Source organism: Enterobacter cloacae complex sp. HYC042_NIDB (genome assembly GCF_056673315.1).
In genome coordinates this window covers 3,751,255-3,767,274 of record NZ_CP109650.1, presented here as the reverse complement: position 1 = coordinate 3,767,274, position 16,020 = coordinate 3,751,255, and the positions used below count along the sequence as shown (strand labels likewise).

The window sequence follows — 16,020 nt, the reverse complement described above, 5'->3', positions numbered from 1 at the left end:
TAAAGTTTACGATTTTAGCGGCTGATTTTTGCCTCTATTGTGCGACTGTAAACTAATATGTACGCATTTTGGATTGAAATGTTTACTTTTTATGGTATCGTGGTTTCACCTCACTGAGGAAAACAACTATCGCAAACGAGCTTTACAGGATCGCTATCATGCAAAAAGACGCGCTGAACAACGTACATATCACTGACGAACAGGTTTTGATTACCCCGGATCAACTGAAAGCGGAGTTTCCGCTGAGCGCCGCGCAGGAGGCTCAGATCGAGCACTCTCGCCAGACCATTTCTGACATTATCGCTGGCCGCGATCCGCGCCTGCTGGTGGTTTGTGGTCCTTGCTCTATTCACGATCCTGAAACCGCCATTGAGTATGCGCGTCGATTTAAAGCATTAGCGGAGGAGGTCAGCGATAGCCTCTACCTGGTGATGCGCGTCTATTTTGAAAAGCCACGCACGACGGTTGGCTGGAAAGGATTGATCAACGATCCGCACATGGATGGCTCGTTTGATGTGGAAGCAGGCCTGAAGATTGCGCGTCGCCTGCTGGTGGAACTGGTCAGCATGGGGCTGCCGCTGGCAACCGAAGCGCTGGATCCAAACAGCCCGCAATACCTGGGCGATCTGTTTAGCTGGTCCGCAATTGGTGCGCGTACGACTGAATCGCAAACCCACCGTGAGATGGCGTCTGGCCTGTCGATGCCGGTTGGCTTTAAAAACGGTACCGATGGCAGCCTGGCGACGGCGATCAACGCCATGCGCGCCGCCGCCATGCCGCACCGCTTTGTTGGGATCAACCAGGCGGGCCAGGTGTGCCTGCTGCAAACGCAGGGCAACCCGGACGGTCATGTGATCCTGCGCGGCGGTAAAGCGCCAAACTACAGCCCTGCGGACGTGGCGCAGTGTGAAAAAGAGATGGAACAGGCGGGACTGCGTCCGGCACTGATGGTAGATTGCAGTCATGGTAATTCGAATAAAGATTACCGTCGCCAGCCAGCGGTTGCGGAATCCGTGGTCGCACAGATCAAAGACGGAAACCGTTCGATTATCGGCCTGATGATTGAGAGCAATATTCATGAAGGTAATCAGTCATCAGAACAGCCGCGCAGCGCGATGAAGCACGGCGTCTCCGTGACGGATGCCTGCATCAGCTGGGAAACCACCGATGCGCTGCTGCGTGAGATCCATAAAGATTTAAGCGGCCAGCTGGCGACGCGTCTGGTTTAAGAGGGTAGTTATGGTTGCTGAATTGACCGCACTGCGCGATCAAATTGATGAAGTGGATAAGGCGCTGCTGGACCTGCTGGCACGCCGCATGGCGCTTGTTGCCGAAGTCGGTGAGGTGAAAAGCAAATACGGCCTGCCGATTTACGTCCCGGAGCGCGAAGCCTCAATGCTGGCCTCCCGTCGTAAAGAGGCGCAGGCGCTGGGCGTTTCGCCGGATTTGATTGAAGATGTTCTGCGTCGCGTGATGCGGGAATCCTATTCCAGCGAAAACGACAAGGGCTTTAAAACTCTCTGTCCGTCCCTGCGTCCGGTGGTGATTGTTGGCGGAGCAGGGCAGATGGGGCGTCTGTTCGAGAAAATGCTGACGCTTTCTGGCTATCAGGTGCGCATTCTGGAAAAAGAGGACTGGGCACAAGCACCGGAACTGATGAAAGATGCCGGAATGGTTATCGTCAGCGTGCCGATCCACGTGACGGAGCAGATCATCGGGAAGCTTCCTCCTTTACCAAAAGACTGCATTCTGGTGGATCTGGCTTCCGTTAAAAACGGTCCTCTGCAGGCGATGCTGGCTGCGCATACGGGCCCGGTGCTCGGGCTGCACCCGATGTTTGGCCCGGACAGCGGCAGCCTGGCAAAGCAGGTGGTGGTTTACTGCGACGGCCGTCAGCCTGAAGCCTATCAATGGTTCCTGGAACAGATTCAGGTCTGGGGCGCGAGGCTGCACCGCATCAGCGCGGTCGAGCACGATCAGAACATGGCGTTCATTCAGGCGCTGCGCCACTTTGCGACCTTTGCCTACGGCCTGCATCTGGCGGAAGAGAACGTGCAGCTTGAACAGCTGCTGGCGCTCTCTTCACCGATCTATCGTCTTGAGCTGGCGATGGTCGGGCGTCTGTTTGCGCAGGATCCTCAGCTTTACGCCGACATCATCATGTCGTCTGAAAATAACCTGGCGCTGATCAAGCGCTACTATCAGCGCTTTGGCGAAGCCATTACGCTGCTGGAGCACGGAGACAAGCAGGCGTTTATCGACAGCTTCCGCAAAGTGGAGCACTGGTTCGGCGATTACGCCACGCGTTTCCAGAGTGAAAGCCGCACGCTGTTGCGCCAGGCAAATGACAGTCGCCAGTAATCCAATGATGTATATACTGAAAGCCAGCAATGCTGGCTTTTTTCATTTTGGGGAACTGTCATGGCTGAACCGCAGCTGCTGTTGAACTACACCGGGCATCTGCCCGAATGCCCGACGTGGAGCGCAGAAGAAAATGCGCTTTACTGGGCGGATATTCTGGAAGGGGAGATCCACCGCTACCACCTGCCGACGGGGGAACATACCGTGCTTTCCTTCCATGAAGAGGTGGGCTGCTTTGCCCTGCGTGAGCGAGGCGGCTTTATCGTCGCTATGCGCAACGGCATCTGGCTTGCCGATAAGCATGGGCTCCTGCAGCGCAAGGTGTGTGATAACCCCTCTAACCCGCAACTCGCACGTTTTAACGATGGGGGCACCGACCATCAGGGCCGGTTCTATGCGGGCACGTTCTGGGGGCCGGGAGATTACAACGGCGCGCTGCTGATGCGCATCGACAACGACCTGACGCCGAAGGTGATCCAGTGCGATATCCACGGGCACAACGGCCTGGCGTTTAGCCCGGATAAGCAGTGGATGTTTACCTCAGACACGCCCAACGGTGTGATCTTCCGTACCCCGCTTGATGAACAGGGTGAACCCGGCAGGCGTGAGGTGTTTCGTCAGTTTAAAGAGGGCGAGGGGATACCGGACGGTGCGGCGATGGATGTGGAAGGCTGCTACTGGAGCGCGCAGTTTGACGGCTGGCGTATCGCGCGTTTTTCTCCACAAGGGGAGCAACTGGAAGAATACCGCATGCCGGTGCGTTGCCCAACGATGGTCTGCTTTGGCGGCGATGATATGAAAACGCTGTTCATTACCACCACGCGGGAAAATATGGATGCGGAGGAGGTGGCGAAGTATCCGCTTTCCGGAGCCGTCTTCACCCTGCCGGTTAATGTGGCAGGGATGAAGAAAAGCCGTTTTATCGAATGCTAGCTTGGATCGACCGGGACGACGTTTTCGCTCGGATAGCAGCCCAGCACTTTCATTGAACGGGTAATTTCACCCAGTTCGCGCAGGGCTTTCTGCATGGATGCAGATTCCAGGTTGGCCTGGATATCGAGGTAAAACATCTCTTCCCAAGGATTACCGTGGATTGGGCGTGATTCCAGCCTGGTCATGATCAAATTGTGGTTGCGCAGCACCAGCAGGGCTTCTACCAGCGCGCCCGCCTGCTGGCCGGTCGCCATCAGCAGCGTGGTTTTCGCCGGCACCTGGTCTGACACGTTGATTGCCTTGCGGGCCAGCACCACGAAGCGGGTGATGTTTTGCGTCTGGTTAGCAAGATTGCGTTCCAGAACCTGTAAGCCATACAGCGCGCCGCCCGCTTCGCTGCCGAGCGCAGCAACGGTTGGGGAGTTGGCTTGCGCTACTTTTTCCATTGCCGCCGAGGTGCTTTCGGTGTACTCAATTTTCCAGTTCGGATAGCGGTTCAGGAACTGGCTACACTGCTGGAAAGGCTGCGGATGGCTGTAGACCGTTTCGATCGTGTTCAGGTCCGTTGAACCGGAGACCAGCACGCAGTGATCGATAGGGATCGTCAGCTCGCCGACCAGCGACAGGCTGGTGTGCTGCAGTAAATCGTAGACGTCGTTGATGGCACCGGAACTGGTGTTTTCAATCGGCACGACGGCGTAATCCGCCTGGCCGGTCTCAACCTGGTTAAAAATATCGGCGAATTTTGCGCAGCCGCTCTCAATAAACTCTTCAAAATGACGTGCGGCATACTGGCGTGCGGCCAGATGAGAGTAGGAGCCTTTAGGCCCGAGGAAGGCGATGCGCGCCGAGTGCGGGTTGGTTTTATTGAGATGCTGCTGGAGTAGCGCTTGCTGGGTCAGAACGGAATCTTCGATGATGAGCTGGAACAGCCGGGTGATGTAGTGGGCATCGAGGTGATGCGCTTTGCCGAGCTGGATGAGACGTTCCAGCAGATCCCGCTCGCGGTCGATGTCACGGACCGGACGATGGGAGTCCAGCTTAGCTTTGCCCACTTCAACGGCGAGGGCGCGACGTTCGGCCAGCAGCGCCAGTAATTTTTCATCCAGCGCGCTGATTTTTACTCGCAGATCCAGTAACGGGTTTTCCGGTGTCATAGTGTTGCCTGTCTCATTTTATCGTTATCAATAAAAAAGGCCCCCCGGTGTGGGAGGCCTTGTTGTTCGTCTTCGCATTCTTTATCACACGACGAAACGCCTCCCGTTCAGGGGAAGGTAAAAAAGAATGCGAAGAAGAACGGCGTAAGTTTCATAAAGTCATCCTGTGATTGATACCGTTAAAGTACCCGTACTGTTTTCACCCTGTCAATAAAAAACGCGCCCGAAGGCGCGTTGGCGGTACACTCAATTTAAAGGATTACTCTTCTTCAACTTCTTCCGCGAAGCTGGCGTCTTTCACCGACGTTGCGGCGCGACGGGCTTCACCTTTGTGTTGCACTTTATTGAGCTGCCGTTCCAGCTTGTTGATCAAATCGTTGATTGCGGTGTACATATCCTCATGTTTTGCGCTGGCGACCAGATGGCCGTTTGGAGTATTGATAGTTGCGTCAGCGATGAAACCCTGGGGCTCCTTGGACAGGATGATATGTGGATTAATCAAATGTGTTTGCCATTTATCCAGTTTGGCGAGACGGTCTGCGACGTGCTGGCGAATTGCCGGAGTAATTTCCATTTGTTTACTGGTAATGTTCATTGTCATAAATTTTACCTCTTGTCTTTCCGTCTTGGTGATTCCAGCATACCCGACCTAATGTCAAAATGTGTGATTTAGATCACGTTATTTTGTCGGTTTTTGTCAGGGAATCTTTTTTGTGAGGCAGGGCAGGAAGAGATGAGATTTACCTTGTGGAAGGTACGAATTGCGGTCATAGTTGACGGGATGTGTTGAGGCTAAAGCGCTTCAGCGGATGTCTGAATTGAATAAAAAAACGGCAGCCTTCGGGCTGCCGTTTTGCATTGAAACGCTATCACGTGTTGCTGCTGTTCGCGGCGATGATTTTCGCCACTTTTTCAGCCTGAGCGGTCATCTGCATCTGACGGTAAGCATTTTCCATCAGCTTCAGGCCGTCACGCGTTGCCTGAGTATCCGGGTAATCACGCAGCATACCTTCTACGCGGTTAACCACAGCAACCCATGCGCCACGGCGGGTATAGTATTCCGCAACGGAGTACTCATATTTCGCCAGACGATCTTTCAGGAACACCAGACGTTTGGTCGCGTCGGTGACATACTGACTGTTCGGATAGCCGCGCACCAGCTTGGAGAAGTCATTGAAGGCGTCGCGCGCATGCTGCGGGTCACGGTCGGAGCGATCTACGCCGAAGAAGCCCTGCAGGGCGCTGTCGTCCAGCGCCATGTTGGTCAGGCCGCGCATGTACATGACGTAGTCGATGTTAGGATGAGTCGGGTTCAGACGCATGAAACGATCGATAGTTGCCTGAGCCAGCGGCAGATCGGCATTTTTGTAGTAGGCGTAGATAAGATCTAACTGTACCTGCTGCGAATACGGACCAAATGGATAGCGATTATCCAACGCTTCCAGTTGCGTTATCGCCTGTTTCCAGTTACCGTCCTGCAACTTTTGTTGTGCAGTCGCATAGATTTCATTCGGCGGATTGTCAGGGACCTGTTCATTCGAACCGGAGCAGCCCACCAAAGCCAGGCTCAACGTGGCCGCTGCCACCAGATATTTCATGCGCGTCATGACGTTTTGACTTTCCTCAAATGTTTGTCCGGGAGAAACTCTGTTCCTGCTCCCGATTAAGACCAGCTACAATAGCACACTATATTAAACGGCAAAGCCGTAAAACCCAACGTTAAACAAAGAAGCAGTTTATGGCACAACGAGTAGAACTCACCGCAACAGTCTCCGAAAATCAGCTCGGTCAACGCTTAGATCAGGCTTTGGCCGAATTGTTCCCTGATTATTCGCGTTCACGTATAAAAGAATGGATCCTTGACCAGCGCGTGCTGGTAAACGGCAAGATCTGGGACAAACCAAAAGAGAAAGTGTTTGGTGGGGAAGCTGTTGCCATCAATGCTGAAATCGAAGAGGAAATCCGCTTCGAGCCGCAGGATATCCCACTGGACATCGTCTATGAAGATGATGACATTCTGGTGATCAACAAGCCGCGCGACCTGGTTGTTCATCCGGGCGCAGGGAATCCAGACGGTACGGTACTTAACGCACTTCTTCATTATTATCCGCCGATTGCGGATGTCCCACGTGCAGGCATCGTTCACCGTCTGGATAAAGACACCACCGGTCTGATGGTGGTGGCGAAGACCGTTCCCGCTCAGACCCGTCTGGTGGAGTCGCTGCAGCTGCGTGAGATTACTCGCGAATATGAAGCGGTGGCGATTGGACACATGACCGCTGGCGGCACGGTAGAAGAGCCGATCAGCCGTCACCCGACGAAACGTACCCATATGTCGGTGCATCCGATGGGTAAACCGGCGGTGACGCACTATCGCATTATGGAGCACTTCCGTATTCATACCCGTCTGCGCCTGCGCCTGGAAACCGGTCGTACTCACCAGATCCGCGTTCACATGGCGCACATTACCCATCCGCTGGTGGGGGATCAGGTGTACGGCGGTCGTCCGCGTCCGCCAAAAGGCGCGTCGGATGAGTTCATCAGCGTACTGCGTAAATTCGATCGTCAGGCGCTGCACGCGACCATGCTGCGTCTTTATCACCCGATCAGTGGTATCCAGATGGAATGGCATGCGCCTATCCCGCAGGATATGGTGGAACTCATTGATGCCATGCGTGCCGATTTCGAAGAACATAAGGATCAAGTGGACTGGTTATGACCAAACTGATTGTCCCGGAGTGGCCGCTGCCTGCAGGCGTGGCCGCCTGTAGTTCGACCCGTATTGGCGGCGTGAGCCAGGGCGCGTGGGAGTCTTTAAACCTCGGCGCACACTGTGGCGACAGCCTGGAACACGTTGAAGAGAACCGCACGCGTCTGTTTGCTGCGGGAAATCTGCCGTCGAAACCGGTTTGGCTGGAGCAGGTTCACGGCAAAGCGGTACTGAAGCTGACGGGAGAACCTTACGCTTCCAAACGCGCCGATGCTTCTTACAGTAATACGCCGGGTACGGTTTGTGCCGTAATGACCGCCGATTGTCTGCCGGTTCTGTTTTGTAACCGTGCCGGTACGGAGGTGGCAGCAGCGCACGCGGGCTGGCGTGGCTTATGCGAGGGCGTGCTGGAAGAGACCGTCGCCTGCTTCAATGATGAACCCGCCAATATCATGGCCTGGCTAGGTCCGGCGATTGGCCCTCGTGCTTTTGAAGTGGGGCCGGAGGTTCGCGAAGCATTCATGGAAAAAGATCCGCAAGCCATTGAGGCCTTCCTGCCTGCCGGGGAAAAATATCTGGCGGATATTTACCAGCTTGCCCGCCAGCGTCTGAATAATATTGGCGTAACGCAGATCTTCGGCGGCGATCGCTGTACGTTCACCGAAAAGGGTGATTTTTTCTCCTATCGCCGCGACAAGACGACGGGTCGTATGGCAAGTTTCATTTGGCTGATATAACCTAAAGAATCAAGACGATCCGGCACGTGCCGTTTTCTTTTCACATAATTCAGGTCATTAACCTTGAATAATTGAGGGATGACCTCATTTAATCTCCAGTAGCAAATTTGACCTGTTATGGGAGGAGTTATGCGTCTGGATCGTCTTACTAATAAATTCCAGCTTGCTCTCGCCGATGCCCAGTCCCTTGCACTGGGGCACGACAACCAATTCATCGAACCTCTTCATTTAATGAGCGCCTTGCTGAATCAGGAAGGGGGATCGGTACGTCCTTTATTAACGTCTGCTGGCATTAATGCTGGCCAGTTACGCACCGATATCGATCAGGCGCTGAGCCGTTTACCGCAGGTAGAAGGTACCGGCGGCGACGTTCAACCGTCGCAGGATCTGGTGCGCGTGCTGAACCTTTGCGACAAGCTGGCGCAAAAACGTGGGGACAACTTTATTTCGTCGGAGCTCTTTGTTCTGGCGGCGCTTGAATCACGCGGTACCTTGACCGACCTGCTGAAATCTGCCGGTGCGACCACCGCCAATGTGACTCAGGCGATTGAGAAAATGCGCGGAGGTGAAAGCGTGAACGATCAGGGAGCCGAAGACCAACGTCAGGCTTTGAAGAAATTTACGGTCGATCTGACCGAACGTGCCGAGCAGGGCAAACTTGACCCGGTTATCGGCCGTGACGAAGAGATCCGCCGTACGATTCAGGTACTGCAGCGTCGTACCAAAAACAACCCGGTACTGATTGGTGAGCCGGGGGTCGGTAAAACCGCCATCGTTGAAGGGCTTGCGCAGCGTATCGTAAACGGTGAAGTGCCGGAAGGGTTGAAAGGCCGCCGCGTACTGGCGCTGGATATGGGCGCGCTGGTGGCCGGGGCGAAATACCGCGGTGAGTTTGAAGAGCGTTTGAAAGGCGTGCTGAACGACCTGGCGAAACAGGAAGGCAACGTCATTCTGTTTATCGACGAACTGCACACCATGGTCGGGGCCGGTAAAGCTGACGGCGCAATGGATGCCGGGAACATGCTGAAACCTGCGCTGGCGCGTGGTGAACTTCACTGTGTCGGTGCCACTACGCTTGATGAGTATCGTCAGTACATTGAGAAAGATGCCGCTCTGGAACGTCGCTTCCAGAAAGTGTTTGTTGCTGAGCCAAGCGTTGAAGATACCATCGCGATCCTGCGTGGTCTGAAAGAGCGTTATGAACTGCACCACCATGTACAGATTACTGACCCGGCCATCGTTGCGGCGGCGACGCTTTCGCATCGGTATATCGCCGATCGTCAGTTGCCTGATAAAGCAATCGACCTGATCGATGAAGCGGCGTCGAGCATTCGTATGCAGATTGACTCGAAGCCGGAAGAACTGGACCGACTCGACCGCCGCATCATTCAGCTCAAGCTGGAACAGCAGGCGCTGAAAAAAGAGTCTGATGAAGCCAGTAAGAAACGCCTGGATATGCTCAATGAAGAGCTGGACGATAAAGAGCGCCAGTATTCTGAGCTGGAAGAAGAGTGGAAAGCCGAGAAAGCCTCCCTCTCTGGCACGCAGACCATTAAAGCGGAACTCGAACAGGCCAAAATTGCCATTGAGCAGGCTCGCCGTGTGGGTGACCTGGCACGTATGTCTGAACTGCAGTACGGCAAAATCCCTGAGCTGGAGAAACAGCTTGAGATCGCCACGCAGTCTGAAGGCAAAACCATGCGTCTGTTACGTAATAAAGTGACGGATGCCGAAATTGCCGAAGTGCTCGCTCGCTGGACCGGTATTCCGGTGGCGCGCATGATGGAAAGCGAACGCGATAAGCTGCTGCGTATGGAGCAGGATCTGCATCAGCGGGTGATTGGTCAGGACGAGGCGGTTGAAGCGGTCTCCAACGCTATTCGCCGTAGCCGTGCAGGGCTGTCCGACCCAAATCGCCCGATCGGTTCGTTTCTGTTCCTGGGGCCGACCGGTGTCGGTAAAACCGAACTGTGTAAAGCGCTGGCAAACTTTATGTTCGACAGCGACGATGCGATGGTGCGTATCGACATGTCCGAGTTCATGGAGAAACACTCCGTCTCGCGCCTGGTCGGTGCGCCTCCGGGATATGTTGGTTATGAAGAGGGCGGCTACCTGACCGAAGCGGTGCGCCGGCGTCCTTATTCCGTCATCCTGCTGGATGAGGTGGAAAAAGCGCATCCGGATGTGTTCAACATCCTGCTTCAGGTGCTGGATGATGGTCGTCTGACAGACGGGCAGGGGAGAACGGTCGATTTCCGTAATACGGTCGTCATCATGACCTCGAACCTGGGTTCCGATTTGATTCAGGAACGTTTCGGTGAGCTGGACTACAGCCATATGAAGGATCTGGTGCTCGGTGTGGTGAGCCATAACTTCCGTCCGGAGTTCATTAACCGTATTGACGAAGTGGTGGTATTCCATCCTCTGGGTGAGAAACACATTGCGTCGATTGCGCAGATCCAGCTGCAGCGTCTGTACAAACGTCTGGAAGAGCGTGGATATGAAATTCACATCTCCGACGATGCGCTGAAGCTGCTGAGCGAGAATGGTTACGATCCGGTTTATGGTGCGCGTCCACTGAAACGTGCTATTCAGCAGCAGATCGAAAACCCGCTGGCGCAGCAGATCCTCTCCGGAGAACTGATTCCGGGCAAAGTTATCCGTCTGGAAGCCAACGACGATCGTATTGTGGCAGTGCAGTAAGTCACAAAACGCAAAAACGAGCCGCAAGCGGCTCGTTTTTGTTTAAAAACCAGGCGAAAATTGAGGTCTGGGATGCGTTTTGCCTGGAAAGTGAGCAGTCAGTAAATAATTTTCACTTTATCCTTGCAGCTTCGGAATTACTCCCTATAATGCGCCTCCACTGACACGGAACAACGGCACACACGCCGCCGGGTCAGCAGAGAAAAGCAAAATAAACGCTTGACTCTGAAGCGGGAAAGCGTAATATGCACACCCCGCGCCGCAGCGAAAACGAAGCGGCACTGCTCTTTAACAATTTATCAGACAATCTGTGTGGGCACTCAAAGTGACATGGATTCTTAACGTCCTCGGACGAAAAATGAATACCAAGTCTCTGAGTGAACATACGTAATTCATTACGAAGTTTAATTCACGAGCATCAAACTTAAATTGAAGAGTTTGATCATGGCTCAGATTGAACGCTGGCGGCAGGCCTAACACATGCAAGTCGAACGGTAGCACAGAGAGCTTGCTCTCGGGTGACGAGTGGCGGACGGGTGAGTAATGTCTGGGAAACTGCCTGATGGAGGGGGATAACTACTGGAAACGGTAGCTAATACCGCATAACGTCGCAAGACCAAAGAGGGGGACCTTCGGGCCTCTTGCCATCAGATGTGCCCAGATGGGATTAGCTAGTAGGTGGGGTAACGGCTCACCTAGGCGACGATCCCTAGCTGGTCTGAGAGGATGACCAGCCACACTGGAACTGAGACACGGTCCAGACTCCTACGGGAGGCAGCAGTGGGGAATATTGCACAATGGGCGCAAGCCTGATGCAGCCATGCCGCGTGTATGAAGAAGGCCTTCGGGTTGTAAAGTACTTTCAGCGGGGAGGAAGGCGGTGAGGTTAATAACCTTATCGATTGACGTTACCCGCAGAAGAAGCACCGGCTAACTCCGTGCCAGCAGCCGCGGTAATACGGAGGGTGCAAGCGTTAATCGGAATTACTGGGCGTAAAGCGCACGCAGGCGGTCTGTCAAGTCGGATGTGAAATCCCCGGGCTCAACCTGGGAACTGCATTCGAAACTGGCAGGCTAGAGTCTTGTAGAGGGGGGTAGAATTCCAGGTGTAGCGGTGAAATGCGTAGAGATCTGGAGGAATACCGGTGGCGAAGGCGGCCCCCTGGACAAAGACTGACGCTCAGGTGCGAAAGCGTGGGGAGCAAACAGGATTAGATACCCTGGTAGTCCACGCCGTAAACGATGTCGACTTGGAGGTTGTGCCCTTGAGGCGTGGCTTCCGGAGCTAACGCGTTAAGTCGACCGCCTGGGGAGTACGGCCGCAAGGTTAAAACTCAAATGAATTGACGGGGGCCCGCACAAGCGGTGGAGCATGTGGTTTAATTCGATGCAACGCGAAGAACCTTACCTACTCTTGACATCCAGAGAACTTAGCAGAGATGCTTTGGTGCCTTCGGGAACTCTGAGACAGGTGCTGCATGGCTGTCGTCAGCTCGTGTTGTGAAATGTTGGGTTAAGTCCCGCAACGAGCGCAACCCTTATCCTTTGTTGCCAGCGGTTAGGCCGGGAACTCAAAGGAGACTGCCAGTGATAAACTGGAGGAAGGTGGGGATGACGTCAAGTCATCATGGCCCTTACGAGTAGGGCTACACACGTGCTACAATGGCGCATACAAAGAGAAGCGACCTCGCGAGAGCAAGCGGACCTCATAAAGTGCGTCGTAGTCCGGATTGGAGTCTGCAACTCGACTCCATGAAGTCGGAATCGCTAGTAATCGTGGATCAGAATGCCACGGTGAATACGTTCCCGGGCCTTGTACACACCGCCCGTCACACCATGGGAGTGGGTTGCAAAAGAAGTAGGTAGCTTAACCTTCGGGAGGGCGCTTACCACTTTGTGATTCATGACTGGGGTGAAGTCGTAACAAGGTAACCGTAGGGGAACCTGCGGTTGGATCACCTCCTTACCTTAAAGAACCTGCCTTTGTAGTGCTCACACAGATTGTCTGATGAAAAGTAAAAAGCAAGGCGTCTTGCGATTGAGACTTCAGTGTCCCCTTCGTCTAGAGGCCCAGGACACCGCCCTTTCACGGCGGTAACAGGGGTTCGAATCCCCTAGGGGACGCCACTTGCTGGTTCGTGAGTGAAAGTCACCTGCCGTCATATCTCAAAACTGACTTGCGAGTCATGTTTGAGATATTTGCTCTTTAAAAATCTGGATCAAGCTGAAAATTGAAACGACACATCTTTAAGGTGTGTTCGAGTCTCTCAAATTTTCGCAATCAGAAGTGAAACATCTTCGGGTTGTGAGGTTAAGCGACTAAGCGTACACGGTGGATGCCCTGGCAGTCAGAGGCGATGAAGGACGTGCTAATCTGCGAAAAGCGACGGCGAGGTGATATGAACCTTTGACCCGTCGATGTCCGAATGGGGAAACCCAGTGTGTTTCGACACACTATCGTTAACTGAATACATAGGTTAACGAGGCGAACCGGGGGAACTGAAACATCTAAGTACCCCGAGGAAAAGAAATCAACCGAGATTCCCCCAGTAGCGGCGAGCGAACGGGGAGCAGCCCGGAGTCTGAATCAGCTTGTGTGTTAGTGGAAGCGTCTGGAAAGTCGCACGGTACAGGGTGACAGTCCCGTACACGAAAATGCACAGGTTGTGAACTCGAAGAGTAGGGCGGGACACGTGGTATCCTGTCTGAATATGGGGGGACCATCCTCCAAGGCTAAATACTCCTGACTGACCGATAGTGAACCAGTACCGTGAGGGAAAGGCGAAAAGAACCCCGGCGAGGGGAGTGAAAAAGAACCTGAAACCGTGTACGTACAAGCAGTGGGAGCACCTTCGGGTGTGACTGCGTACCTTTTGTATAATGGGTCAGCGACTTATATTCTGTAGCAAGGTTAACCGTATAGGGGAGCCGCAGGGAAACCGAGTCTTAACTGGGCGTTAAGTTGCAGGGTATAGACCCGAAACCCGGTGATCTAGCCATGGGCAGGTTGAAGGTTGGGTAACACTAACTGGAGGACCGAACCGACTAATGTTGAAAAATTAGCGGATGACCTGTGGCTGGGGGTGAAAGGCCAATCAAACCGGGAGATAGCTGGTTCTCCCCGAAAGCTATTTAGGTAGCGCCTCGTGAACTCATCTTCGGGGGTAGAGCACTGTTTCGGCTAGGGGGCCATCCCGGCTTACCAACCCGATGCAAACTACGAATACCGAAGAATGTTATCACGGGAGACACACGGCGGGTGCTAACGTCCGTCGTGAAGAGGGAAACAACCCAGACCGCCAGCTAAGGTCCCAAAGTCATGGTTAAGTGGGAAACGATGTGGGAAGGCACAGACAGCCAGGATGTTGGCTTAGAAGCAGCCATCATTTAAAGAAAGCGTAATAGCTCACTGGTCGAGTCGGCCTGCGCGGAAGATGTAACGGGGCTAAACCATGCACCGAAGCTGCGGCAGCGACACTATGTGTTGTTGGGTAGGGGAGCGTTCTGTAAGCCGTTGAAGGTGTGCTGTGAGGCATGCTGGAGGTATCAGAAGTGCGAATGCTGACATAAGTAACGATAAAGCGGGTGAAAAGCCCGCTCGCCGGAAGACCAAGGGTTCCTGTCCAACGTTAATCGGGGCAGGGTGAGTCGACCCCTAAGGCGAGGCCGAAAGGCGTAGTCGATGGGAAACAGGTTAATATTCCTGTACTTGGTGTTACTGCGAAGGGGGGACGGAGAAGGCTATGTCAGCCGGGCGACGGTTGTCCCGGTTTAAGCGTGTAGGTGTGTGTTCCAGGCAAATCCGGTTCACTTTAACACTGAGGCGTGATGACGAGGCACTACGGTGCTGAAGTGATAAATGCCCTGCTTCCAGGAAAAGCCTCTAAGCATCAGGTAACACGAAATCGTACCCCAAACCGACACAGGTGGTCAGGTAGAGAATACCAAGGCGCTTGAGAGAACTCGGGTGAAGGAACTAGGCAAAATGGTGCCGTAACTTCGGGAGAAGGCACGCTGATATGTAGGTGAAGTCCCTGCGGACGGAGCTGAAATCAGTCGAAGATACCAGCTGGCTGCAACTGTTTATTAAAAACACAGCACTGTGCAAACACGAAAGTGGACGTATACGGTGTGACGCCTGCCCGGTGCCGGAAGGTTAATTGATGGGGTTAGCGGCAACGCGAAGCTCTTGATCGAAGCCCCGGTAAACGGCGGCCGTAACTATAACGGTCCTAAGGTAGCGAAATTCCTTGTCGGGTAAGTTCCGACCTGCACGAATGGCGTAATGATGGCCAGGCTGTCTCCACCCGAGACTCAGTGAAATTGAACTCGCTGTGAAGATGCAGTGTACCCGCGGCAAGACGGAAAGACCCCGTGAACCTTTACTATAGCTTGACACTGAACACTGGTCCTTGATGTGTAGGATAGGTGGGAGGCTTTGAAGCGTGGACGCCAGTCTGCGTGGAGCCGTCCTTGAAATACCACCCTTTAATGGCTGGTGTTCTAACGTGGACCCGTAATCCGGGTTGCGGACAGTGTCTGGTGGGTAGTTTGACTGGGGCGGTCTCCTCCCAAAGAGTAACGGAGGAGCACGAAGGTTAGCTAATCCTGGTCGGACATCAGGAGGTTAGTGCAATGGCATAAGCTAGCTTGACTGCGAGAGTGACGGCTCGAGCAGGTGCGAAAGCAGGTCATAGTGATCCGGTGGTTCTGAATGGAAGGGCCATCGCTCAACGGATAAAAGGTACTCCGGGGATAACAGGCTGATACCGCCCAAGAGTTCATATCGACGGCGGTGTTTGGCACCTCGATGTCGGCTCATCACATCCTGGGGCTGAAGTAGGTCCCAAGGGTATGGCTGTTCGCCATTTAAAGTGGTACGCGAGCTGGGTTTAGAACGTCGTGAGACAGTTCGGTCCCTATCTGCCGTGGGCGCTGGAGAATTGAGGGGGGCTGCTCCTAGTACGAGAGGACCGGAGTGGACGCATCACTGGTGTTCGGGTTGTCATGCCAATGGCACTGCCCGGTAGCTAAATGCGGAAGAGATAAGTGCTGAAAGCATCTAAGCACGAAACTTGCCCCGAGATGAGTTCTCCCTGAGACTTTAAGTCTCCTGAAGGAACGTTGAAGACGACGACGTTGATAGGCCGGGTGTGTAAGCGCAGCGATGCGTTGAGCTAACCGGTACTAATGAACCGTGAGGCTTAACCTTACAACGCCGAAGCTGTTTTGGCGGTGAGAGAGACGATTTTCAGCCTGATACAGATTAACAGAATTTGCCTGGCGGCTTTAGCGCGGTGGTCCCACCTGACCCCATGCCGAACTCAGAAGTGAAACGCCGTAGCGCCGATGGTAGTGTGGGGTCTCCCCATGTGAGAGTAGGGAACTGCCAGGCATCAATTAAGAAGAACCCCGTACC

General features: G+C 53.9%; 10 protein-coding genes, 1 tRNA gene, 3 rRNA genes and 1 other annotated feature. Of the genes, 10 read left to right on the top strand and 4 right to left on the bottom strand.

What is annotated here, in order from left to right; translation table 11 throughout:
- The first annotated feature begins 158 nt into the window (after window positions 1-158).
- Genes aroF through OKF39_RS17960 form a run of 3 tightly spaced genes read left to right on the top strand, consistent with a single transcriptional unit; the run spans window position 159 to window position 3,294 of the window.
- Window positions 159-1,229, top strand: a complete 1,071-nt coding sequence (gene aroF / locus OKF39_RS17970) for a 3-deoxy-7-phosphoheptulonate synthase AroF (protein ID WP_045260858.1) — start codon at window positions 159-161, stop codon at window positions 1,227-1,229.
- 10 nt (window positions 1,230-1,239) lie between these two features.
- On the top strand, window positions 1,240-2,361 hold the full coding sequence (tyrA, locus tag OKF39_RS17965; RefSeq protein ID WP_028014119.1) for a bifunctional chorismate mutase/prephenate dehydrogenase: 1,122 nt from the start codon (window positions 1,240-1,242) through the stop codon (window positions 2,359-2,361).
- A gap of 60 nt (window positions 2,362-2,421) precedes the next feature.
- The gene (locus OKF39_RS17960) at window positions 2,422-3,294 is read left to right on the top strand and encodes an SMP-30/gluconolactonase/LRE family protein (RefSeq protein WP_248071207.1); all 873 of its coding nucleotides are present in this window, start codon (window positions 2,422-2,424) and stop codon (window positions 3,292-3,294) included.
- Here the strand turns inward: OKF39_RS17960 and pheA are convergent.
- The 4 genes from pheA to bamD form a co-directional block, all read right to left on the bottom strand.
- Window positions 3,291-4,451 (bottom strand): bifunctional chorismate mutase/prephenate dehydratase, encoded by a 1,161-nt coding sequence (gene pheA / locus OKF39_RS17955; protein ID WP_028014117.1) that lies wholly within the window; start codon window positions 4,449-4,451, stop codon window positions 3,291-3,293. The two genes, OKF39_RS17960 and pheA, sit on opposite strands and share 4 nt — an antisense overlap.
- A gap of 30 nt (window positions 4,452-4,481) precedes the next feature.
- Window positions 4,482-4,607, bottom strand: a sequence feature (Phe leader region).
- The gene (gene pheL / locus OKF39_RS17950) at window positions 4,559-4,606 is read right to left on the bottom strand and encodes a pheA operon leader peptide PheL (protein WP_100249759.1); all 48 of its coding nucleotides are present in this window, start codon (window positions 4,604-4,606) and stop codon (window positions 4,559-4,561) included. (Overlaps the previous feature by 48 nt.)
- A gap of 103 nt (window positions 4,608-4,710) precedes the next feature.
- Window positions 4,711-5,052, bottom strand: coding sequence for a ribosome-associated translation inhibitor RaiA (raiA, locus tag OKF39_RS17945; RefSeq protein WP_003863162.1), 342 nt, complete (start codon window positions 5,050-5,052; stop codon window positions 4,711-4,713).
- Window positions 5,053-5,320: 268 nt separating this feature from the next.
- A complete protein-coding gene (gene bamD / locus OKF39_RS17940; RefSeq protein WP_023308867.1) occupies window positions 5,321-6,058 on the bottom strand; it encodes an outer membrane protein assembly factor BamD in 738 nt (245 codons plus the stop codon).
- A gap of 131 nt (window positions 6,059-6,189) precedes the next feature.
- Here bamD and rluD point away from each other — a divergent pair, with 131 nt between their 5' ends.
- The 7 genes from rluD to rrf all read left to right on the top strand — a co-directional run bounded on the left by rluD (window position 6,190) and on the right by rrf (window position 15,996).
- Window positions 6,190-7,170: a 23S rRNA pseudouridine(1911/1915/1917) synthase RluD gene (gene rluD / locus OKF39_RS17935; protein ID WP_028014116.1), complete on the top strand. Its 981-nt coding sequence runs from the start codon at window positions 6,190-6,192 to the stop codon at window positions 7,168-7,170.
- Window positions 7,167-7,898, top strand: a complete 732-nt coding sequence (gene yfiH / locus OKF39_RS17930) for a purine nucleoside phosphorylase YfiH (RefSeq protein WP_479983215.1) — start codon at window positions 7,167-7,169, stop codon at window positions 7,896-7,898. Before rluD ends, yfiH begins: the two co-directional genes overlap by 4 nt.
- 129 nt (window positions 7,899-8,027) lie before the next feature.
- On the top strand, window positions 8,028-10,601 hold the full coding sequence (gene clpB, locus OKF39_RS17925) for an ATP-dependent chaperone ClpB (RefSeq protein ID WP_028014114.1): 2,574 nt from the start codon (window positions 8,028-8,030) through the stop codon (window positions 10,599-10,601).
- Window positions 10,602-11,027: 426 nt separating this feature from the next.
- A 16S ribosomal RNA gene (locus OKF39_RS17920) occupies window positions 11,028-12,567 on the top strand.
- Window positions 12,568-12,652: 85 nt separating this feature from the next.
- Window positions 12,653-12,728 (top strand) — tRNA-Glu (locus OKF39_RS17915).
- Window positions 12,729-12,910: 182 nt separating this feature from the next.
- Window positions 12,911-15,813, top strand: a 23S ribosomal RNA gene (locus OKF39_RS17910).
- Between the two features lie 67 nt (window positions 15,814-15,880).
- Window positions 15,881-15,996, top strand: a 5S ribosomal RNA gene (rrf, locus tag OKF39_RS17905).
- The 16S, 23S and 5S rRNA genes sit together here with 1 tRNA gene alongside, the layout of an rRNA operon.
- Window positions 15,997-16,020 lie beyond the last annotated feature (24 nt).